The 20,473-nt window shown below is 70.4% G+C and carries 17 protein-coding genes; 7 read left to right on the top strand and 10 right to left on the bottom strand.

Annotated features, from left to right (window positions below):
* Positions 1 to 342: 342 nt before the first annotated feature.
* Positions 343 to 1,245 (top strand): oxygenase MpaB family protein, encoded by a 903-nt coding sequence (locus AADR41_RS04645; RefSeq protein WP_342280075.1) that lies wholly within the window; start codon positions 343 to 345, stop codon positions 1,243 to 1,245.
* A gap of 24 nt (positions 1,246 to 1,269) precedes the next feature.
* Here AADR41_RS04645 and AADR41_RS04640 read toward each other — a convergent pair whose 3' ends face one another.
* From AADR41_RS04640 to tatA, 3 genes are all read right to left on the bottom strand, one after another.
* Positions 1,270 to 1,869: a class I SAM-dependent methyltransferase gene (locus tag AADR41_RS04640; RefSeq protein ID WP_342280074.1), complete on the bottom strand. Its 600-nt coding sequence runs from the start codon at positions 1,867 to 1,869 to the stop codon at positions 1,270 to 1,272.
* Positions 1,870 to 2,098: 229 nt separating this feature from the next.
* On the bottom strand, positions 2,099 to 2,674 hold the full coding sequence (locus AADR41_RS04635) for a TerD family protein (protein WP_342280073.1): 576 nt from the start codon (positions 2,672 to 2,674) through the stop codon (positions 2,099 to 2,101).
* Positions 2,675 to 2,832: 158 nt separating this feature from the next.
* The gene (tatA, locus tag AADR41_RS04630; RefSeq protein WP_342280072.1) at positions 2,833 to 3,021 is read right to left on the bottom strand and encodes a Sec-independent protein translocase subunit TatA; all 189 of its coding nucleotides are present in this window, start codon (positions 3,019 to 3,021) and stop codon (positions 2,833 to 2,835) included.
* Positions 3,022 to 3,213: 192 nt separating this feature from the next.
* Between tatA and AADR41_RS04625 the strand changes: the two genes are divergently transcribed.
* Positions 3,214 to 4,716, top strand: coding sequence for an LCP family protein (locus AADR41_RS04625; protein WP_446750977.1), 1,503 nt, complete (start codon positions 3,214 to 3,216; stop codon positions 4,714 to 4,716).
* A 7-nt stretch (positions 4,717 to 4,723) separates the two neighbouring features.
* Here the strand turns inward: AADR41_RS04625 and AADR41_RS04620 are convergent, their stop codons facing one another.
* Genes AADR41_RS04620 through AADR41_RS04610 form a run of 3 tightly spaced genes read right to left on the bottom strand, consistent with a single transcriptional unit; the run spans position 4,724 to position 8,353 of the window.
* Positions 4,724 to 5,299 carry a GNAT family N-acetyltransferase gene (locus tag AADR41_RS04620; protein WP_342280070.1) on the bottom strand — a complete coding sequence of 192 codons (576 nt, stop codon included), beginning with the start codon at positions 5,297 to 5,299 and terminating at the stop codon, positions 4,724 to 4,726.
* Entirely contained in the window at positions 5,296 to 8,004 is a 2,709-nt protein-coding gene (gene mgtA / locus AADR41_RS04615) for a magnesium-translocating P-type ATPase (RefSeq protein ID WP_342280069.1), read from the bottom strand. Before mgtA ends, AADR41_RS04620 begins: the two co-directional genes overlap by 4 nt.
* On the bottom strand, positions 7,988 to 8,353 hold the full coding sequence (locus tag AADR41_RS04610; RefSeq protein WP_342280068.1) for an ArsR/SmtB family transcription factor: 366 nt from the start codon (positions 8,351 to 8,353) through the stop codon (positions 7,988 to 7,990). Before AADR41_RS04610 ends, mgtA begins: the two co-directional genes overlap by 17 nt.
* Before the next feature lie 273 nt (positions 8,354 to 8,626).
* Here AADR41_RS04610 and AADR41_RS04605 point away from each other — a divergent pair, with 273 nt between their 5' ends.
* The 4 genes from AADR41_RS04605 to AADR41_RS04590 all read left to right on the top strand — a co-directional run bounded on the left by AADR41_RS04605 (position 8,627) and on the right by AADR41_RS04590 (position 11,656).
* Positions 8,627 to 9,040 carry a roadblock/LC7 domain-containing protein gene (locus AADR41_RS04605; protein ID WP_342280067.1) on the top strand — a complete coding sequence of 138 codons (414 nt, stop codon included), beginning with the start codon at positions 8,627 to 8,629 and terminating at the stop codon, positions 9,038 to 9,040.
* 104 nt (positions 9,041 to 9,144) lie between these two features.
* A complete protein-coding gene (locus AADR41_RS04600; RefSeq protein WP_446750976.1) occupies positions 9,145 to 10,266 on the top strand; it encodes a DUF6397 family protein in 1,122 nt (373 codons plus the stop codon).
* Between the two features lie 94 nt (positions 10,267 to 10,360).
* Positions 10,361 to 10,849, top strand: a complete 489-nt coding sequence (locus tag AADR41_RS04595) for a GNAT family N-acetyltransferase (RefSeq protein WP_342280066.1) — start codon at positions 10,361 to 10,363, stop codon at positions 10,847 to 10,849.
* Positions 10,850 to 11,029: 180 nt separating this feature from the next.
* Positions 11,030 to 11,656 carry an LAETG motif-containing sortase-dependent surface protein gene (locus tag AADR41_RS04590; protein WP_342280065.1) on the top strand — a complete coding sequence of 209 codons (627 nt, stop codon included), beginning with the start codon at positions 11,030 to 11,032 and terminating at the stop codon, positions 11,654 to 11,656.
* Between the two features lie 102 nt (positions 11,657 to 11,758).
* On the opposite strand, the gene AADR41_RS04585 is transcribed toward AADR41_RS04590, so the two are convergent.
* Positions 11,759 to 13,891, bottom strand: coding sequence for a SpoIIE family protein phosphatase (locus tag AADR41_RS04585; RefSeq protein ID WP_342280064.1), 2,133 nt, complete (start codon positions 13,889 to 13,891; stop codon positions 11,759 to 11,761).
* 252 nt (positions 13,892 to 14,143) lie between these two features.
* Between AADR41_RS04585 and AADR41_RS04580 the strand changes: the two genes are divergently transcribed.
* On the top strand, positions 14,144 to 15,217 hold the full coding sequence (locus tag AADR41_RS04580; protein ID WP_342280063.1) for an enoyl-CoA hydratase/isomerase family protein: 1,074 nt from the start codon (positions 14,144 to 14,146) through the stop codon (positions 15,215 to 15,217).
* 78 nt (positions 15,218 to 15,295) lie between these two features.
* Here AADR41_RS04580 and AADR41_RS04575 read toward each other — a convergent pair whose 3' ends face one another.
* From AADR41_RS04575 to AADR41_RS04565, 3 genes are all read right to left on the bottom strand, one after another.
* On the bottom strand, positions 15,296 to 16,759 hold the full coding sequence (locus AADR41_RS04575; RefSeq protein ID WP_342280062.1) for an L-fucose/L-arabinose isomerase family protein: 1,464 nt from the start codon (positions 16,757 to 16,759) through the stop codon (positions 15,296 to 15,298).
* Between the two features lie 85 nt (positions 16,760 to 16,844).
* A complete protein-coding gene (locus tag AADR41_RS04570) occupies positions 16,845 to 18,323 on the bottom strand; it encodes a rhamnulokinase (protein WP_342280061.1) in 1,479 nt (492 codons plus the stop codon).
* An 88-nt stretch (positions 18,324 to 18,411) separates the two neighbouring features.
* Entirely contained in the window at positions 18,412 to 20,457 is a 2,046-nt protein-coding gene (locus AADR41_RS04565; protein WP_342280060.1) for a bifunctional aldolase/short-chain dehydrogenase, read from the bottom strand.
* Positions 20,458 to 20,473: the final 16 nt, after the last annotated feature.

Below are 20,473 nucleotides of genomic sequence, written 5' to 3'. Positions count from 1 at the left end.
TCGTCGTTGTCCGTCGGCGCACCTTAACGAGTGAGTAACCCACTCGTCGAGGCCCTGACAAGGCCGGACACCGACTGCCTGCGACGCCGGACGACAGCCGTGTGCGGGGCCGGACCGGGCCCGTCGTTCGGCGGGGAGTCCGCCCAGAGGGCGGACCACTGACCGCGGCGATTCGCCGCGCCCGGCGGGCGGACGCCACGACGGCCCGGCCGGCTCGCCGGCTGCGCCGATCACGGGGGCCGCGTTCCCGAAGAGCGGTGACCACGCGACACGCCGTTCCCGCTTGCGGTGTTCCCCGCCGAAGTAAAGTTGTGCCTTCGGCCGACACAAGGGGGGATCGCCGTGAAGCGGTACGACTGGTTGAAGGAGATTCAGCGTCTCGACCCGGAGCGGGACTTCCTTCGAATCTATCGGATCACGGCGACCCACGAGTTTCCCTGGGACATCACCCGAGCGCTCGAACTGGCCCTGTACCGAACCTATGCCGTACCCAGCATCGGCCGGCTCCTCGCGCAGACGGCCGAGCTGACGGACCGTTCGCAGAAGCGCTACGACGACACCGCGCTGCTCCTGGACACGGTCATGGAGCACGGCTTCGACAGCGACCCGGGGCGTACGGCACTGCGCCGGATCAACCAGATGCACCGCAGCTACGACATCAGCAACGACGACATGCGCTATGTGCTGTGCACCTTCGTCGTCACCCCGAAGCGCTGGCTCGACTCCTACGGCTGGCGCCGGCTCTCCGACCACGAACTACGGGCGTGCGCCGCCTACTACCGGGTCCTGGGCGCGCACATGGGCATCAAGGAACTCCCGCAGACGTACGAGGACTTCGAGCGCGTCCTCGACACCTATGAGGCCGAACACTTCGGCTGGGACGAAGGGGGACGCCGCGTCGCCGACGCCACCCTGGACCTGATGAGTTCCTGGTACCCGCGCCCGCTGGCCCCCGCCGCGCGGAAGGTCGCCCTCGCGCTGCTCGACGAGCCCCTGCTGCGGGCATTCCGGTACGAACGCCCGAGTGCTGCGGCCCGCGGCCTCACGCATGGCGCACTGCGGCTGAGGGCACGCGCGGTGCGACTCCTGCCGCCGCGCTCCACCCCTCATTACGCCCGGCAGAACCCGGAGATCAAGGGCTACCCGGACGGCTACGAGGTCGCCGGGCTGGGAACGTTCCCCGTCCCGGGCGTCGGAGGCTGCCCGATCCCGCACAACCCGCGCTCCGGAACACCCGCGGAGTGAGCCCGACGACACGGGGTGGGGGCGTCAGGACGCCCGTACGGCGAGGGCGAGAAAGCGGTCGTCCTCGTCGGTGTACGCATCGAGCCGCCAGCCCGAACGGGCCAGCAACGGCCGTAGGCCGGGCTCGGCCCGCAGATCGTCGTCCGTGATCCGGCGGCCGTGACGCGCCGCGAGGGCCGCCCGCCCGATGGGATGGAAGAGTGCCAGTCGTCCGCCCGGTCGCACCACCCGGGCCAGCTCCGCCAGGTCCGGGCCGGGACGCGACAGATGGGAGATCAGCCCCGCCGCGAACACCGCGTCCAATGACGCGGACCTCAGCGGCAACCGGGCGACATCGGCGAGCAGCAGTGCCCCGTCCCGGTCCCGCCCGGCCCGTACCGCCTCCTCCAGCATCGCCACTGTCAGGTCCACGCCCACGACCGTGCCCTGCGGCCCGACCGCCGCCCGCAGGGCGGGAAGCGCCCGACCCGTGCCGCAGCCGGCGTCGAGCACCGCGTCCCCCGGGTGCAGCGAGAGGGAGCCGGCAGCTGCCTCGTAGGCGGGCCCGTCGTCCGGGAAGCGGGTGTCCCAGTCCGCCGCGCGCGCCGTGAAGAACTCCTGGACGTGTGTGTGGTCATCGGCCATGCGGACATGATCGCGTAGTTGCCGACGGAGCGGAACGGCACGAAACCTCGGGGGAACGCCATGAGCGTTCGACTGGCGGGCCGATCGTTCGGCGGCCATTCTCCGCCGGGCGCCGCCGGCGGCTTTCGAAATCCGCCCCCGGACCGGACGGGCCGCACGGGCCCCCGCTCCCCGCTCCGGCGGAGGGGAAGGGAGGGCCCGTGCCCGTGATGCGCGGGGTCCGTCCCCGTCAGACGTTGACGCCGTAGTCGGACGCGATTCCCGCCAGGCCGGAGGCGTATCCCTGTCCGACCGCACGGAACTTCCACTCCGTGCCGTGCCGGTACAGCTCGCCGAAGACCATGGCGGTCTCCGTCGACGCGTCCTCGCTGAGGTCGTAGCGGGCCAGCTCGACGCCGTTCGCCCGGTTCACCACGCGGATGAACGCGTTGCGGACCTGGCCGAAGCTCTGCCCACGGCTCTGCGCGTCATGAATCGAGACCGGAAAGACGATCTTGGCCACATCCGGCGGGACGGTCGACAGCTCCACATTGATGGACTCGTCGTCGCCCTCGCCCTCACCGGTCAGATTGTCCCCGGTGTGCTGGACCGAACCGTCCGGGCTCGTGAGGTTGTTGTAGAAGACGAAGTGCAGATCGGAGAGGACCTTCCCCGACTCCGAGCACAGCAGTGCGCTCGCGTCCAGGTCGTGGTCCGCGCCCGTCGTCGTCCGTACGTCCCAGCCCAGGCCGACCGTCACTGCGGTCAGGCCGGGTGCCTCCTTCGACAAGGAGACGTTGCCGCCCTTGGCCAGGGTCACACCCATGAACATCCTCCATTGATCCAGTGGTCCAGCGATTCGGTGAACGGCGCTGCTTTCGCCGTCACCCGGTCAACGACGGCGTCGTGACCATGGTTCCCTTGCTTGCGCAAGCCTTGAAGTGAACGTCCGTGAGACGTGCCGTACGTTGGTGGGCCGGCGCCCTACGCGGGTGGGTCGGTACGGGGCGCCTGCACATCGGTCTCCTTCATGGCCTTCGCCTCACTCTTCAGGATCCGCATGGATTTGCCCAGGGCTCGGGCCGTGTCCGGCAGCTTCTTCGAGCCGAACAGCACGACCACCACGATCGCCACGATCAACAGGTGCCAGGGTTCGAGGCCGTTGCGCAACATGTGCGTCCCGCCCTTCCTTTCGGTGTTTTGGCCGGAGTTTCCGTTCGGCATTCGCGGACAGTGCTTCAAGCTGGCTGTAGGCAGGTCCGATGATCGGTTCGAACATCAATACTTGCTACATTGCGCAACTGTACAACCATGAGGCGGCGGAGCACGTCTTCCCTCATGGGAACCGGACGGACGGGGTGGCCGATGACAGGAAGTCGCAAAGCGGGACCGGGCAGGGGAAGGGCCGGGCGCCTGCGCCGGACAGCCATGTTCGGGCTGTCGTTCCTCGTGCTGCTGGTCGCCGGAGTCGGCTGGGTCTACCTCAAACTCGGCGGCAGCATCGAGACCTTCAGCGCGGACGGCATCTCCGACAACCGGCCGCCCGACTCCTCGGAGGGGCAGAACGTCCTGGTCATCGGATCGGACTCGCGTTCTGGCGACAACAGCAGGCTCGGCGGCGGCACGGGCGAGGTGGGACGCTCCGACACCGCGTTCCTTCTCCATGTCTACGGCGATCACAGGCACTCGGTCGCCGTGTCCATTCCGCGTGACGCGCTGGTCGACATCCCGGCCTGCAAGGGGGCCGACGGCAAGTGGACCGCCCCGCAGCACTCCGTCATGTTCAACGGGGCGTTCTCGGTGGGTGAGACGGCCGAGGGGAACCCGGCCTGCACCCAGAACACCGTCGAGCACCTCACCGGCCTGCGCGTCGACCACACAGTCGTCGTCGACTTCGCCGGATTCTCGTCACTGACCTCGGCGGTCGGCGGCGTTCCGGTGTGCCTGCCCCAGGACATCTATCAGCGCGACCTCAGCCCGAAGCGGACCACCCGAGGGGCCAAGATCTTCACGAAGGGGCCCCAGACCGTCTCCGGTCAGCAGGCGCTCGACTACGTCCGGCTGCGGCACGGCATCGGCGACGGCTCGGACATAGGGCGTATCAAGCGGCAGCAGGCCTTCGTCGCCTCCCTCATCAAGAAGGTCAAGTCCCAGGGGCTGAACCCCACCACGCTGCTGCCCCTGGCCAACGCGGCAACCGATGCGATGACCGTCGACCCCGGACTCGGATCGGCCGACCGGCTGCTGTCGTTCGCCCTGTCGATGAAGCAGATCGACCTGCACAACACCAAGTTCGTGACCGTCCCCTGGCGATACGAGGGGGCCCGCGTCGCCATCGTCGAACCGGACGCCGACGCGCTCTGGGCCGCGCTGAGGGCCGACCGTACGGTCGACGGCAAGGACGCCAGCGCCAAGGGATCGGGCAAGTCCTCGGACCGTGGCGACGGCAAGGCCGGCCGCTCGGCGTCCCCCACGGCGGAAGCCCCGGTCTCCGGCAAGGGAATCAGCGTCGCCGTCTACAACGGAACCACGGTCAGGGGGCTCGCAGCCCAGGCGGCCGGACTCCTGCGCTCCCGGGACTTCACCGTCACCACCACGGCCACGGCGAGCAGCCAGGACCGGACCTCCACCGTCATCGAGTACGGGCCGGGCCTGAAGGACCAGGCGGCCACCACCGCCCGGCTCTTCTCGGGCGCCCGGACGTCGGAGTCGGGTACCGCAGGGATCCAGGTGATCCTGGGCAGCGACTACGCACAGAACCCCACAGCGTCCGCCGGGGCGCCGACCCCCTCGACCGTCCCCTCCGCCGTCGCCGACGAGGCCCGGTCGGCCGACGACGACCCCTGCTCCGACCTCACGTACGGCTGACCGGCCGTCAGCAGCGGGACGACGGCGCTCGGCGCGGCGCCCCGGCCGTCCGGAGCTGCAACACCGGGTGGCGGGGGACCGCGAAGCCGTACGACTCGTACAGCGCGGCCCCGTCCGCGGTGGCGTTGAGATTGACCACCGTGACCCCGGCCTCCTCGCGGAACCAGCCGAGCAGGGCGTCGAGGCAGACCCGGGCGTGCCCCAGCCGGCGCCGCCGGGGATCGGTGCTGACATTGGAGACGTGCCCCTGCAGACCGCTGAGGTTCGCCGGGCCCGGGGCGTGCGCGTCACACGTTCCGACCGCGCTGGAGACGACGCCGAGTACGGGGTCGTCGACCAGGAACGCGGCGAACTCACCGGGCCGGCGTAACTGCTCGGCGAACCACTGCGCGGAGGCCGCCCGCCACGGCGCGTCCGCGCCACCCGTCTCCACACCCATTCCGTCCAGCATCAGCCCGCGCAGACGGACCAGGGCCGGCACGTCGTCGAGCGTGGCGCGACGGGCACGCACAACCGGCCCGTCACCGAGATCGGTGCCGGCCTCGCCGCGCGTTTCCCGGCGTTCGACGGGTGACGGGCTCATGATCGGCTCCACTTCCGTTCGTAGCGGGTCCGGGCCGCCCGCAGGCCGTATGCGTACAGGGCCAGCACCGTCGCCAGCAACAGGTAGTAGAGCGGCGGCAGCGCGCTCATGCCCAGCAGCCCACCGAGCGGGGTGAGCGGCAGCAGCAGGCCGACCACGGCGAGACCGCACGCGGCCACCCGCAGCGGCCCGCCGCCCCTACCGCCTGCGACTCGTCCGCCCGTACGGAGCAGCAGCATCACCAGGGCCTGGGTCAGCAGATTCTCGGTGAACCACCCGGAGTGGAAGGCGTCCTGCCCACCCGACGCCGCGGAACCGTGCAGGGCGACGGCCAGCACGGCGAACGTCGCCAGGTCGGCGGTGGCGTTCAGCAGACCGAAGCCCGTGATGAAGTGGAGGAAGTCGCGCGGACGCAGCACCGTGGGCCACCGCAGCACCTCGGAAGCGGGCCGGTCGAAGGCGAAGGCGAGCTGCGCCACGTCGAAGCACAGGTTCTGCACCAGGACCTGCGCCGGAAGCATCGGCAGGAACGGCAGCATCAGCCCCGCCGCGAGCATCGCGATGACGTTTCCGAGGTTCGACGAGAGCGTGATGCGCAGATACGTGGCGATGTTCCCGCTGGAGTGCCTACCCGCGGTGATCGCGTGATCGATGGCCGCGAGGTCCTTCTCGGCAAGAACCACATCCGCGGTCTCCCTCGCCACATCGACCGCGTTGCGCGGACAGATGCCGACGTCCGCCGCGTGCATCGCGGGCAGATCGTTCACCCCGTCGCCGAGGAACCCGGTGGTCCGCCCGGCCGTGCGCAGCGCGGACACGATCCGTGCCTTGTGCTCCGGCGTGCAGCGCGCGAAGACCGTGACCCGGTCGGCGGCCTTTGCCAGCACCTCGTCCGGCAGCGCGTCGATCCGGTCCGCGGACAGGACCTCGCCCGGTTCGAGACCGAGATCCCGGCAGGCACGGGCGACGGTGCCGGGATCGTCGCCGGTGAGGACCTTGACGGCGATGCCGCGGTCCTTCAGTGCGCCGAGGGCCTCCGCCGCGCTCGGCGTGAGCGCGTCCCGCAGAGTGACGAAGCCGAGAAAGTTCAGCCCCCTCTCGTCGGCCGTGGTGTACGGACGCGGCCGGGCCGGGCGCTCGGCGCGGGCCACGGCGAGCAGCCGCAGACCGTTCGCGGTCTCGCGGGCGGCGAGTTCGCCCAGCCGGGTCCGTTCGGCCTCGTCCAGCGCACACCGTTCGAGCACCGCCTCGACGGCTCCCTTGGTCACGAGGGTGTGCACACCGAGCTTCCCGGGGCGACGGACCACCGCGGTGGCGACACGGCGCACCGGATCGAACGGCAGCGCGGCGACGCCGTCGTACGCGGACAGTGGTTCCTCCCGCTCCTCGGCCGCGTCCAGCACCGCCTCGTCGAGGGCGTCGGGAGCGGGCAGATCGGCCAGTTGCAGTGTCCACAGCGCGTTGACCGCGGCCCAGTGGAGCGCCGCGGGATCGGGCACACCCGAAGCGTTCAGGGAGCTCTCCAGGACCGGCCGGTCCTGGGTGAGTGTTCCGGTCTTGTCCACGCACAGCACGTCGATCGCGCCGAGGTCGTGCAGCGCGGGCAGCCGCTTGACGATCACCCCGTGGTTCCCGGCGAGCAGCGCAGCGCCCCTGGCCAGCGCCGTCGTCACGATCACCGGCAGCATTTCCGGCGTCAGCCCGACAGCCACCGCGACGGCGAACGGCAGCGTTTCCAGACCCCGGCCCCGCAGTGCCGCGTTGGCCATCAGCACCAGTGGCGGAGTGAGCAGCATGAAGCGGACCAGCGTCCAGGAGATCCCGTGCACCGAACGGTCGAAGGCGCTGGTACCGCGGCGGCGAGCCGATCCGTCGTACGCGGCCGCGAACCTGGTCTTCGCGCCCGTCGCCGTCACCACCGCCGTACCGCTTCCGGACGCCACACTGCTGCCCTGGAAACACAGCTCCGGCCGGGCGAACGGCCCTTCCCCGGCGTCGCTTCCGTCGCCGGCGGCGCTGAGCCCCGGCGGAGTGTCCACGGGGTGCTTCGCGACCGGCACGGATTCGCCGGTGAGCGCCGACTGATGAACGGTCAGGCCATTGGCACGCAACAGCCGCACATCGGCGGGTACGAGATCACCCGGGCCGAGCCGGATCACATCACCCGGCACCAGCTCCCCGACGGGCAGCTCACGGGCGTAGGGCGTGGCATCCGCATCCGTACGGCGCAGTACGGTCGCGGTGGTCGCCACCAGCTCCCGCAGCGCGGCCGTGGACCGGTCGGCCCGGTGCTCCTCCGCGGAACGCAGCAGACAGCTGACGACCACGAGCACGAGCGTCACGCACGCCGTGCCCCACGAGGCGACCGCCGCCGAGACCAGGCCGAGACACAGCAGGACCGAGGTGAACGGATCGCGCAGACTGCGCAGGAAACGGCGGGGCCGGGAGACCGGACGCCAGGCCGGCAGTGTGTTCTCGCCGTACCGCGCCAGCCGCTCACCGGCCTGCTCCTCCAGCAGCCCTCTCGGTCCGCTGTCCAGTGAACGCAGCACCTGGAGAGAGGTCGGTGCGGCAGCCGCGGTGTCGTGGGCGGCGTCCCGCCGGGCGGTCGCGGCCGCCATCGGCACGACGACGGCGGACGGGCCATCGGGGTCGTGGGTGCTGCCGGGACCTGCGGCGGCACTGCTCTCAGGCACCGAGCCCACGGAGGCGTGAGGACTGTGCGGGCGCGTGTCCGGCACGCTCCACGAGCTGGCCGACCATCAGCCGGACGACGGTCACCACATCGGGATCGTCGACCAGGTACACCTGGCGGCGGCCCTCGCGCCGGGACCGTACGAGCCCTGCCAGCTTGAGCTTCGTCAGGTGCTGGCTCACCGAGGGAAGGGTGCCGCCCACCCGGTCAGCGAGTCCGGTCACATCGCTCTCGCCCTGGGACAGGGCCCATACGATGTGCAGCCGCGCGGGCGTCGCCAGCAGGCCGAAGGCCGCTGCGGCCTCCGCCAGTACCTCCGCGGGCGGATCCTCGAAACCGCCGTCGGCAGCTCTCGACACTCTTGCTCTCCCTGTTCCGCGTGGCTCGATTCCTCGCACCCGAAGTCTTCAGTGTAGGCGCCGGAAGGAGACGGTCCCCGGCGAGGACGGGCGGACTGCGGACCGGTCCGCCCGGCGAATGAGCTGGACCTGTCACATCACCACGCTCCTCCATCGCCCGACACGGGGCCCGGACCAAGCCACATGACGAAGGAGTGCTTGCCCCCGAGTGACCAGTGCGCAAGGCTTACGGCAACGGGGCACGGGGAACGTATGAGCGGGGAGGAGCGGGGAATGGCGCTGGACAGGGGACTCGACTGGCTCCTTGACGACCTGACGAGCAGGGTCGAATACATACGGCACGCGCTGGTGTTGTCGAACGACGGACTGGTGACCGGCGCGAGTACGGGGCTGGCCCGCGAGGACGCCGAGCATCTCGCCGCGGTCTCGTCCGGGCTGCACAGCCTGGCCCGCGGATCGGGCCGCCACTTCCGGGCCGGGAAGGCCCGCCAGACCATGGTGGAGTTCGACGAGGCACTCCTCTTCGTGACGGCGGCGGGGGACGGCAGCTGTCTGTGCGTGCTGAGCGAGGCGGAGGCGGACGTCGGCCAGGTCGCCTACGAGATGACACTGCTGGTCAACAGGGTCGGTGAACATCTGGGTGTCGCCGCGCGGCAGGCGGCGGGCGAGGGGGCCGACCGCCCCTGATCCGGTGATCGGGCCGCGGGGGTTGTCCACAGGCCGGGCGGTTGGATTCTCTTCCGGGTTACGGTGCTCACAGAGAGTCACCGAGCCTCACGGGGGAGAGAGTCATGACTGTTGCTGAAGGCGTGTGCATGCCCACCGCCGGTCCGACAGCGGTGGGCGTGCCTGCCGCAAGCGCGATGGCGGTGGGTACGGCGGCGCGGGAACTCGGCTTGAAGCGAGGCGAGTTCGCGATCGCCGTACATCTGGGGCTGATCCGCCTGATGGTGCCGCAGGACGGTGGGCGGCCGAGGGTCGGCCGCGACGAGATCGAGCGGCTCCGTTCGCAGGACGGGTTCCCGGAGACGCTGAGGGAGCGGGTGCGCACGGTCGGTACGGCAGAGGGTGCCCGGCAGCTCGGGATCAGTCCGGACCGCTTCACCAGGTTCGCCCGCGCGGGATGCCTCACACCCGTCACCTTCTACCTCAACCGGTACCGCGCAATCGTCTGGCTCTATCTCGCCGACGAACTCGCGGGGTTCGCCGCCCGGGAACCGCAGCTTCTGACCGGCAGGAGCCCGGGCTGGCTGCGCGACCGGTTGGAGGGCGGCGCCGACTGCCGTGCGGGCAACTGGCGTTCACGCCGGGTCGAACGGCTGCTGAGCCTCACGGAGGACCCGTGGGCCCGAGTGGCCGTGCTCGCGGACACGCTGGACCCGGTGCAGTTGGCGGAGGTGGTCGATGATCCGTACGAACGCGCGTACCTCGCCCGGCTCCGACCCGAGCCTGCCTTCGGGCCGACCGGTCCGGTGTGGGCGCGGGAGACCATGGCGCACCTGATGAGAGCGGATGAGCCGGACGAGCTGTTGTGGCGGCGAGTGAATCTGATCATGGAGCTGGACAACGCCCGGGAGGTACGGCCGGCACCGCATCCGGGCGGCGATCGGTGTGCCCTCCCGTCTCCGGCGGGCGAGCGTGCGACCGACCCGGATTCTCGCGCCGATGCGGATGCCGATGCCGATGCCGATCTCAGGTCCGGGGCCAGGTCCGGTCCGGAGTGCGACCTCGTCCCTGGGGGCCCTTCCTCCGTCCCGCCGGGTCCATGCCCGGAGCCCGGCCCCGTCCGGGCGCCGACGGGCGCAGCGGAACCAGTGGTTGGCCTGCTTGCCCGGATCGGTCTGCGCAGGCGCACAAGCAGGGAGGCCGGCCGTCGGCAATCCCCGCCGGGGCGTGCGCCGTTCGCCGGGTGATGAGGACGATGCCCCTGTACGCAACCCGACGGTCGGCCGCCGGACGGAGGAAAAGAGCTCGCGGCGCGGTAGCGGCACCGGCATCCTGTCTCCCATGCTGATCAGGGAAGCCACCACCGAGGACTGGCCCGCCATCTGGCCCTTCTTCCACGAAATCGTCGCAGCGGGCGAGACCTTCACCTACCCACTCGATCTCGGCGAAGGAGAGGCCCGCTCCTGGTGGCTCCTGGAGTCTCCCAACCGTACGGTCGTCGCGGTCGACGACGACGGGACGATCCTCGGCACCGCCAAGATGAACACCAACCACATGGGCAATGGCTCGCACATCGCGAGTGCCAGTTACATGGTCGACCCCAAGCGTTCGGGGCAGGGTGTGGGCCGGGCCCTGTGCGAGTACACCCTGGACTGGGCCCGCACGTCGGGTTTCCGTGCCATGCAGTTCAACGCGGTGGTCGAGACCAACGTCCACGCCGTCAGGCTCTACCGCTCGCTCGGATTCGAGATCCTCGGAACCCTCCCGGAGGGATTCGACCACCCGGAAAAGGGCTTCGTCGGGCTGCACATCATGCACTGCCGCCTCTGACAACGGCATCGCCGCTCACCCTCCGGTCCGCAGAGTGCCCGGCATGTCCGAAGCCGCGGTGATGCGTGAGCAGTTGCGGCCGCGGGTGCCTGGTGGGGCGGGTGCGGCAGGTGTCGGTGAGGGCAGTACTCTGCGCCCCACCGCCATTCGGGCGATGAAACACATGCGGAGGAAGAATCCATGACCATACCCAGGAGATCGTTGCGTGCTGCGGGAACGCTCGCAGCCGCCGCGGTCGTCGGCCTGACCGGCGCGGTGCTCACCGCCGGCCCGGCCGCAGCACACACCCCCACCTGGGCCGTGACCTGCTCCGAGGTGAGTCTTGACCTGACCGCCTACAACAGCAAGGTCACCAACCAGGTGACCGTCACTGTCGACGGCAAGGACCTCCTGCCCACCGAGTCCTTCGGCAGGGAGTTCCACAAGAAGCTGGAGCTGCCCAAGCACGACAAGGAGCTCACGGTCCACCTCGTCGTCAAGGCCGGCGACGGCGACAACTTCTCGCGCGACGAGACCAAGTCGGCACCCGTGTGCGAGGACGCCACCACCACCCCGCCGCCCGCGCCGTCCGAGGGCACCCCGTCGCCGGCACCCTCCACCGAGCCGCCGACCGCGAGTGCCAAGCCCAGCGAGGAGCCCTCGACGTCCGCGCCCCCCGTGGTGACCCCGAGCCCGAGCTCACCGGACCTGGCCGAGACGGGTTCCTCGTCCGCCACCCCGGTCATCGCCGGAGCGGCCGTGGCCGTGCTGCTGGCGGGCGGCGGCATCATGTGGTCCGTGCGCAAGCGCCGTACCGCACAGGACTGACGAATGAGCCGGTGGTCCCGACACCGGTAGTGCCGGGACCACCGGTCTTGTCCGTGCCGCCGCACGCCCGGTGCGTGCGGCGGCACGGTTTTCGACACGCCGTCACACCTGTTGCCCGGCCGGCCGGGCAGCGACGACGGGCGGCCCCGGGGGCCCGATCTCGCACCAGACCGCCTTGCCCTCGCCGCGAGGTTCGATGCCCCAGCGGGTGGCGACGGCATCCAGGAGCAGCAGCCCCCGGCCCGAAGTGGCGGTTTCGCCCGGACTGCGCCGTCTCGGCCAGGCACTGGAGCGGTCCTGGACGGAGAGGCGGACCCGCCGGACCGGCTCCGGCAGCACCTCCAGCGTGAGGACCGCGCCGCCCTCCGTGTGCAGCAGGACGTTCACCAGCAGTTCGCCGGTCACCAGCTCGGCGTCGTCGGCGAGTTCGGCCATGTCCCAGTCGGTCAGGGCCTGGCGCACGATGTTCCGGGCGTCGGAAAGTCCCTCGGGGTCCGCCTGGTGAACGTACTGGTGCAGCCGTGGTGCCCTTGGCGAACCGGGGTCCGGGCTGCGCCGAAGGACCAGCAGAGCCACGTCGTCGCCCGAACCCCAACGCTCCCAGAGCCGGTCCGAGAGATGGTCGGCCAGCGCCTGGGCGCTCGCCGGCCCCGTGCTCACCTCATGGATCAAAGCCTGCAACCCCGTGTCGATGTCGGCGCCCGGCTCTTCCACCAGCCCATCGGTGTACAGAACCAGCGTCTCGCCCGGAACCAGGTCGAGCCGGGTCTCCGGGAACTCCTCGTCCTCGAAATCGGTCGAGATGCCCAGCGGCATTCCGCCGCGCACCTGGGGGCTGCCGACCCGCCCGTCCATGTGCCGGATCAGCGGACCCAGATGCCCGGCGCGGACCACACGCACCGTGCCCGACGCGAGATCGACCTGGGCGTACGTACAGGTCGCGAAGCGGTCCGTGTCCAGTTCGGCGAGGAAGCGCGAGGCCCGCGCCAGTACCGTCGAGGGAGCATGCCCCTCGCCGGCGTACGCGCGCAGGGCGATGCGCAACTGGCCCATGATGGCGGCGGCGTGCGTGTCGTGCCCCTGTACGTCACCGACCACGATCCCGAACCGGTCCTTGGGCAGCGCGATCACGTCGTACCAGTCACCGCCGACCTGACGTCCGCTCCAGGCGGCGTGGTAGCGCACGGCGATCTCGCCGCCCTCGATCTCCTGGATCCTCCGCGGCAGCATCGCGGCCTGGAGCCCGGTGGCGAATTCACGCTCCTCGTCGAAGAGCTTCGCGCGCTGGAGGGACTGCGCCACGATGGCGGCCAGCCCCAGACACAGGTTGCGCTCGTCCGCGTTGAAGGACGTGTTCTCGCGGTAGAAGAGCGCCAGTGTGCCGAGGGAACGGGCCTGGGCCACGAGCGGCAGATAGGCGGCGGCCCGGAACCTCAGCCGGCCGGCGGAGGGGGCCAGCACCGGGTAGCGGTGGGTGAGAGCCGAGACCGAGGTCAGGAAGCGGGGCCGACCGCTGAGGACGGTGTCCGCCAGGGGGAACCGCCGGTCCAGCCCGGCGTCCCCGAGTCCGTCGACCGCCTCCGCCGAATCGCCGCTCAGGGCGATGACGCTCAGCGTGGTGTTCTCCACCAGGGCCAGCGAGAGACCGTCCGCCCCGAGCCGGGCGAGCCCGCCCGGTCCGGTGAGCGCCGCGGTGACGTCGTCGACGGTCACCGCACGTGACAGCGCGCTCGTTGTGCGTTCAACGATGCTGGTCTGTCGCTGCCGCCGCTTTTCCAGATCGAGCACGAAGGCCGAATGGGTGACTTCCGCAGTGGCGTCCTGAACCACGCCGACGATCCGGTGCGCCCGGCCGTCGTCGGCGCGCAGTATTCGTGCCTGGATGTGGGTCCACTGCTCCCTGCCGTTGTCCATCGGCACTCGGAAATGGACGCTGTACGAACTGCGACCGCTCTTGATCGCCTCGTCGATCGCCACATCGAGACGGTTCCGTTCCGACTGTTCCAGGCGGTCGAGTACGGTTTCGGGCCGTGAATCGAAGGTCTGCGGATCGAGGCCGAACACCAGCAGCCCGGCATCGTCCATGTCGAGCGTCCCTGCCTCCACATCCCATTCGAAGCTGCCCATCCGGTTCATGGCAAGGCGCTGTGCCGTCGCGATCTCGCCGTTGTGCGTCTTCTCGATCAGCGGGCGAGGCGGGACGGAAGTGCTCGATTGCTGGTCGTGATCGGTCATTCCTGCTCCGGAGGTCGCCGGGCGGGGCTGCCGGGCGGCGCGGCCCGTACAGGGTGACTCAATTGTCGAACCGCTTCCGGCAGGTTGCCACAGCGGAAACCCGGCGAAATCCGGCCGGAAGACAGGATTGGTCGGGCCGCGCGGACCCCGGACCCCTGCTGTTCCGACGCCGGCCCCGCCCCGCAGAATGGCAGCGGAAGATCGTCCGCGATCGGCGGTCGATACGGCACAGGGGCTGACCGGAGCGCATTCATGAACCACGAAGATCCAGTTCTGCTGCACACCGAAGGACGCGTCCGGCACATCACGCTGAACCGCCCACGTGCCCTCAACGCACTGAATCACGTCATGGTGGCCCGCATCACCGAAGCGCTCGCCGAAGCCGAGCACGACGACTCGGTCATCGCGGTCCTGATCACCGGGGCGGGCGAGCGGGGACTCTGCGCGGGCGGCGACATCCGGTCCATCTACGAGGACGCCCGGGCCGGCGGCAGCGAGTCGATGGACTTCTGGCGCGACGAATACCGGCTCAACGCCCGCATCGCCCGATTCCCCAAGCCCTACGTCGCGATCATGGACGGCATCGTGATGGGCGGCGGTGTAGGAGTCTCGGCCCACGGCGACGTCCGTGTCGTCACCGAGCGCTCCCGGATCGCCATGCCCGAGACCGGCATCGGATTCGTCCCCGACGTCGGCGGCACCCACCTGCTCGGTGCGGCGCCCGGTGAGCTGGGCACCCACCTGGCGCTCACCGCGGAAGCGGTCGGCGCGGGCGACGCGCTGCTGTGCGGCCTCGCCGACCACTTCGTCCCCTCGCAGCGGCTCGCCGAACTCACCGCGGACCTGGCCGGCTGCGGCACGGCCGCCGAAATCGAGGAGACGGTGCTGCGGTACGCCTCACCGGCGCCGGAGGGCGAACTGGCCGCGCACCGTGAGTGGATCGACGCCTGCTACGGGGCGGCCTCGGTGGAGGAGATCGTCGAGCGGCTCGACAACAGCGGTGTTCCTGCCGCCAAGCAGGCCGCCGAAACCATCCTGACCAAGTCGCCCACCTCGCTCAAGGTGACTCTCTCGGCTCTGCGCAGGGCGCGCCGGATCGGCAGCCTGGAGGCGGTGCTCGACCAGGAGTACCGGACTTCGTGCACCGCCTTCACCAGGCCCGACTTCGTGGAGGGCGTGCGCGCCCAGATCATCGACAAGGACCGCGACCCGCGGTGGAGCCCGGCGGCTCTCGCCGGGGTCACCGACGCCGATGTCGCACTCTTCTTCGCCCCGCTCGGCGACCGCGAACTCGGCCTGGCCACCACCTCCGGATCGACGGACTGAGTCGCACCCGGAGGGGCGGCGCGCGCACTCGGCAGGACGGCGGGAGCACTCGGCAGGGCGGCGGGCCACGTTCGGGAATCAGAGGTCGTTCGGCCCGTCGACCGTGCGGAACGGGACGCCGAGCAGGTCGGCCGCGGCCCTGAGGTCCTTGGCGCGATGGCCGGTGCACAGCGTCCAGTGGTGACCGATGCCGGTCGCGGACCAGGCATCGGTCCACTCGCCCGGGTCGAAACCGAAGTCGACCCGCGAGGTGGTGTTGCCGATCTCCAGCAGCGGCCCGGGCACCACCTCGCCCTCGGAGGCGATGAAGGTGAAGGTCCCGTCGGCCTCCTGCCCGACGCCGAACGTGGTGACCGGTCCGTGCCGGACGTCGAATTCCACGCTCACGCCCCAGCCGCGCTTGCCGTGGTAGACGCCGAGTCCGCGCAACAGCGGATCCTTGGCACTGATGGCGAGGTGGGCCGGACCGTCGTGGCCCATCTCCACCACCCGGTCCCGGAAATTGAGGGCCTGGAGTTCGGTGAAGGAGCCTCCGGCGCCGATGGTGTCGGCGATCAGCATGGCGAGGCTGGTGCGCAGCTCGTACTCACCCGCCATCGGGATGCCGCGCGCGGTCAGCAGCGACGCGCCGAGGATCATGCCGGCGCCGAGCCGCTCGTGGATCTCGCCCTCCAGACCGCGGTGGTAGTAGGCGAGACTGTCGAGGGCGAAGTCCTCCACGAGCCGGTCCAGCCCGACCGACACGCGGGCGGCCCACGCGAGATCGTTCTCGTCGACCGAGTCGTCGAGGGCGAAGACCTTACGCGCGAGCGCGACCCGTTCGGCGGCCGCCTCATCCGTGACGGCGGCGACCCGGATCCGCAGGTCGTCGAATTCGAGGACTTCGACATGCCCTCCGAACTGAGTGGAGACCAGCGTCAGGTCGGTGGAGACGTCGAGCATGCCGGGGTAGAGGTGGCCCATCAGGCCGTGCCGGCCGTGACGCAGCGCCGCGTGGACCTGAGCGGCACGGATCCAGCGGCCGATCCGGTTCCACGCGTTCTCGTCGCGCAGATGGCCCGAGACGGAGCGGAAGGGGATGCCGCCGCGCCGGAACACATTGGCGATCTCCGGCAGCGGGCACTGCCCGCAGTACGCCAGCCACTTGCCCGTATCGGTGTCCGGGTGGTCCATCGCCTCGGTCGGCTGGAGATCGATGACCAGCACCGGAGCGTGCGCGCGCTGGGCGATCGGCAGCACCATCGAGGCGGTCAGATATGTCGTCAGAAACGTCACCACGATGTCGCAGTCGGCCGAGCGGAGCCGTTCCGCGGCCGTCGCCGCCTCCTGCGGATCGGAGATGAAACCGGCGTCGACGACCTCGCAGCCCATCTCCTCGAACTGCCCGGTCACGAAGCGGGCCGACTCCCGCAGCCGGTCGAGAAGACCGGGGAACTGCGGCCAGTACGCACCGAGTCCGCCGGACACCAGACCGATCCGGGTACGACGGTGCGCGGTGCGGGCGAGCACACCGTCGAGCGCGGCGGGCGGGACATCAGTCATGAGTTTCCTTCCTTCGGTTCCGTCGGAGACCCGGGCTTCCCGGAGGGGCGCCCGGTTCTCCGACGAGGGCAGGGGCCGCACCGGCTCAGCCCGGGTCCAGCCTCGCGGCCGCCCGGTCCCAGGCCCGCCGGTCGCCTCGTGGGGTGTAGTGGCGCAACTCCTGGGTCCGTGCCACCAGTCGTCGCATGGACACGAGGTCGCCCGCCAGCCCGTGCGTGCGCGCCTGCAACAGGATGTTGCCCAGCGCGGTCGCCTCCGCCGGGCCGGCCGTGACGGGCAGCCCCGTGGCATCAGCGGTCCACTGGCAGAGGAGCTCGTTGCGCGAACCCCCGCCGACAAGATGGATCCGGCTCAGCTCCCGCCCCGCGAGGGCGGATGCCTGCCACAGCGTCCTGCGATGGGCCAGCGCCAGGCTCTCCAGTACACACCGGACATAGCCGCCCGGCCCGTCGGGCGGGACCTGCCCGGTCCGTACGAGATGGGCGTCGATCCGCGACGGCATGTCACCCGGCGGGAGAAACGCCTCGTCGTCGGGATCGATCACCGCGGCGAACGGCCGGGCCCGGGCCGCCGAAGCGAGCAGTTCGGCCAGCCCCGGTGCGACACCCCGCAGGTCCCAGGTCCGGCGGCACTCCTCCAGCAGCCACATCCCCATGATGTTGCGTAGGTAGCGCACGGTTCCGTCGACCCCGCGCTCGTTGGTGAAGCCGGCCGCACGGGACTCCTCCGTCAGTACCGGAGCCGCCAGCTCCAGTCCGGCCAGCGACCATGTACCGCAGGAGACATAGGCGAACCCCGGCTCGGTGGCGGGCACCGCCGCGACCGCCGACGCCGTGTCGTGCGAGGCCACGGCCGTCACCGGTGTCCCGGCCGGCAGCCCCGTGTACTCGGCGACATGCGGCAGCAGCTCTCCCGCCGAGTCACCCGGCTCACGCAAGGGCGGGAACCAGGAACGTTCCAGGCCCAGCCTGCCGATCAGCTCGTCGGACCAGGCGCCGGCCGACGCGTCGAACAGACCGGTCGTCGACGCATTGGTGATCTCCGCGCCCACCGTGCCGGTCAGCCAGTTCGTCAGCAGATCGGGGATGAGGAGCATCGTCCGTGCCGAATCCCACTGGGCACTCGTACGGTGGGCGGCCAGCTGGAACACGGTGTTGAACGGCAGATGCTGCAGGCCTCCGACGGCATACAGCTCCTGCGGCCCGCACACCGCCAGTACCTGCTCGGCCGCCGTTCCGTTCCGGCTGTCGCGGTAGTGGAAGGGCAGCCCGAGCAGGGCCCCGTCGGCGTCGAGAAGGCCGTAGTCGACCGCCCATGTGTCGATGCCGATCGAGGCGATCGGACCGCTTCGCGCGGCTGACCGCAGACCGTCCAGCATGCCCTGGTACAGCGAGAGCACGTTCCACCGCAGCCCGTCCGGCAGCCGGACCGGCGTATTGGCGAACCGGTGCACCTCGGTCAGTGTGAGCCTTTCCGGCCCGGCCAGGCCCGTGATCACCCTCCCGCTGGTGGCACCGAGGTCCACGGCGGCGAAGGTCGCGTCGCTCTGTGACGTCACAGACATGACCATCCCATCCGGGTGATCGCGGAACACCGAGGCGCCCCGCAGGCCCGCCCCGGCACATCCGTCCAGGGCATCGCCGCGACAGGGGTCATCGGAGGAAGGCCGCAGCCACGCCGGCGTCGACGGGAACATGGAGGCCGGTCGTGTGCGTGAGATCCCCGCCGGTCAGCGCGAAGACGGCGTTGGCCACATGCTCCGGCAGCACCTCGCGCTTCAGGATGGTCCGCTGGGCGTAGAACTCGCCGAGCTTCTCCTCCTCGATGCCGTACGTCGCCGCACGCTGGGCGCCCCAGCCGGCCGCGAAGATTCCCGAACCCCGCACCACACCGTCGGGGTTGACACCGTTGACGCGGATGCCGTGCTCGCCCAGTTCGGCGGCGAGCAGCCGCACCTGATGCGCCTGATCGGCCTTGGTGGCCGAGTAGGCAATGTTGTTCGGACCCGCGAACACCGCATTCTTCGAAGCGATGTAGACGATGTCGCCACCGAGGTTCTGCGCCGTCATCATCCGCGCGGCCTCGCGCGACACCAGGAACGAGCCGCGCGCCATGATGTCGTGCTGGAGATCCCAGTCCCGGGCCGTCGTTTCGAGCAGTGGCCTGGAGATGGAGATCCCGGCGTTGTTCACCACGAGATCCACGCCGCCGAAGGCGAGAGCGGCGGCCCGGAACGCGGCGGCGATCTCCTCCTCACTGGTCACATCGACCGTCACGGCGAGCGCCTTGTCCGCCCCGCCGAGATCCTCCGCCACCGAGGAGGCGTTGGCCGCGTCGATGTCCGCGACGACGACACACGCTCCCTCCGCGACCAGCCGGTGTGCGATGGCCTTGCCGATGCCGGACCCCGCGCCCGTGACCAGCGCCACCCGGGTGGCCAGCGGCTTGGCCTTCGGCATCCGGCGCAGCTTGGCCTCCTCCAGCTCCCAGTACTCGATCCGGAACTTCTCGGACTCCTCGATCGGTGCGTACGAGGAGACGGCCTCCGCACCACGCATCACATTGATGGCATTGAGATAGAACTCCCCGGCGACCCTGGCCGTCTGCTTGTCCTTGCCGAAGGAGAACATGCCGACCCCGGGCACCAGCACGATCGCCGGGTCCGCACCGCGCATCGCGGGGGAGTCCGGCGAGGCGTGACGCTCGTAGTACGCGCGATACGCCTCCCGGTACTCCTCGTGCAGCTCCTTCAGCCGTGTTACCGCCTCGTCCAGCGGGGCGTCCGAGGGCAGGTCGAGGACGAGCGGCCTGACCTTCGTACGAAGGAAGTGGTCCGGACAGGACGTGCCGAGGGCGGCGAGCCTCGGGTGTTCGGCACGGGCGAGGAAGTCGAGCACCGGACCGGTGTCCGTGAAGTGCCCCACCTGCGGACGGTCGGTGGAGGCCAGACCGCGGACCAGCGGGGCGAGCGCGGCCGCGCGCTCGTGGCGCCGGTCCTCGGGAAGCGGCTCACGGCCCGCCCACTCGGGGCCGAAGGGTTCGGCCCTGCCCCGTTCCTGGAGGAAGGTCTCGGCGGTGCGGATCATCCACAGGGCGTTGTGCTCGCACTCCTCGGACGTCTCGCCCCAGGCCGTGATGCCGTGCCCGCCGAGGATCACCCCGACGGCCAGGGGGTTGGCCTCCTTGACCGCGGCGATGTCCAGACCCAGTTGGAATCCCGGCCTGCGCCAGTCCACCCAGGCCACCTTGTCGCCGAAACACGCCGCGGTCAGCTTCTCGCCGTCGGTGGCGCACGCCAGCGCGATTCCCGAGTCCGGATGCAGATGGTCGACGTGGGCGGCCTCGACCAGGGCATGCATCGCCGTGTCGATGGACGGGGCCGCACCGCCCTTGCCGTGCAGGCAGTAGTCGAACGCCGCAACCATCTCGTCCTCGCGTTCCACCCCCGGGTACACGCTCTTGAGGGCGCGCAACCGGTCCAGGCGCAGCACGGCGAGCCCGGACTCGGTGAGCGTGCCGAGATCGCCGCCGGAGCCCTTGACCCACAGCAGTTCGGTGTCGTCACCCGTGACCGGGTCGGAGCCGTTGGCCTTGACCGAGGTGTTGCCACCGGCGTAGTTGGTGTTCCGGGCGTCGGAGCCGATCCGGTGGGCGCGTTCCAGGAGCGCGGCGACTTCGGGATGCGTCGCGGAGGTCATGAGTTTCCTTCGTGGT

Origin of the sequence: Streptomyces sp. CLV115, from assembly GCF_038448545.1 — a bacterium.
In the GTDB taxonomy this organism is placed as follows: Bacteria; Actinomycetota; Actinomycetes; order Streptomycetales; family Streptomycetaceae; genus Streptomyces; species Streptomyces sanglieri.
This window is presented reverse-complemented; position numbering and strand designations above follow the sequence as displayed.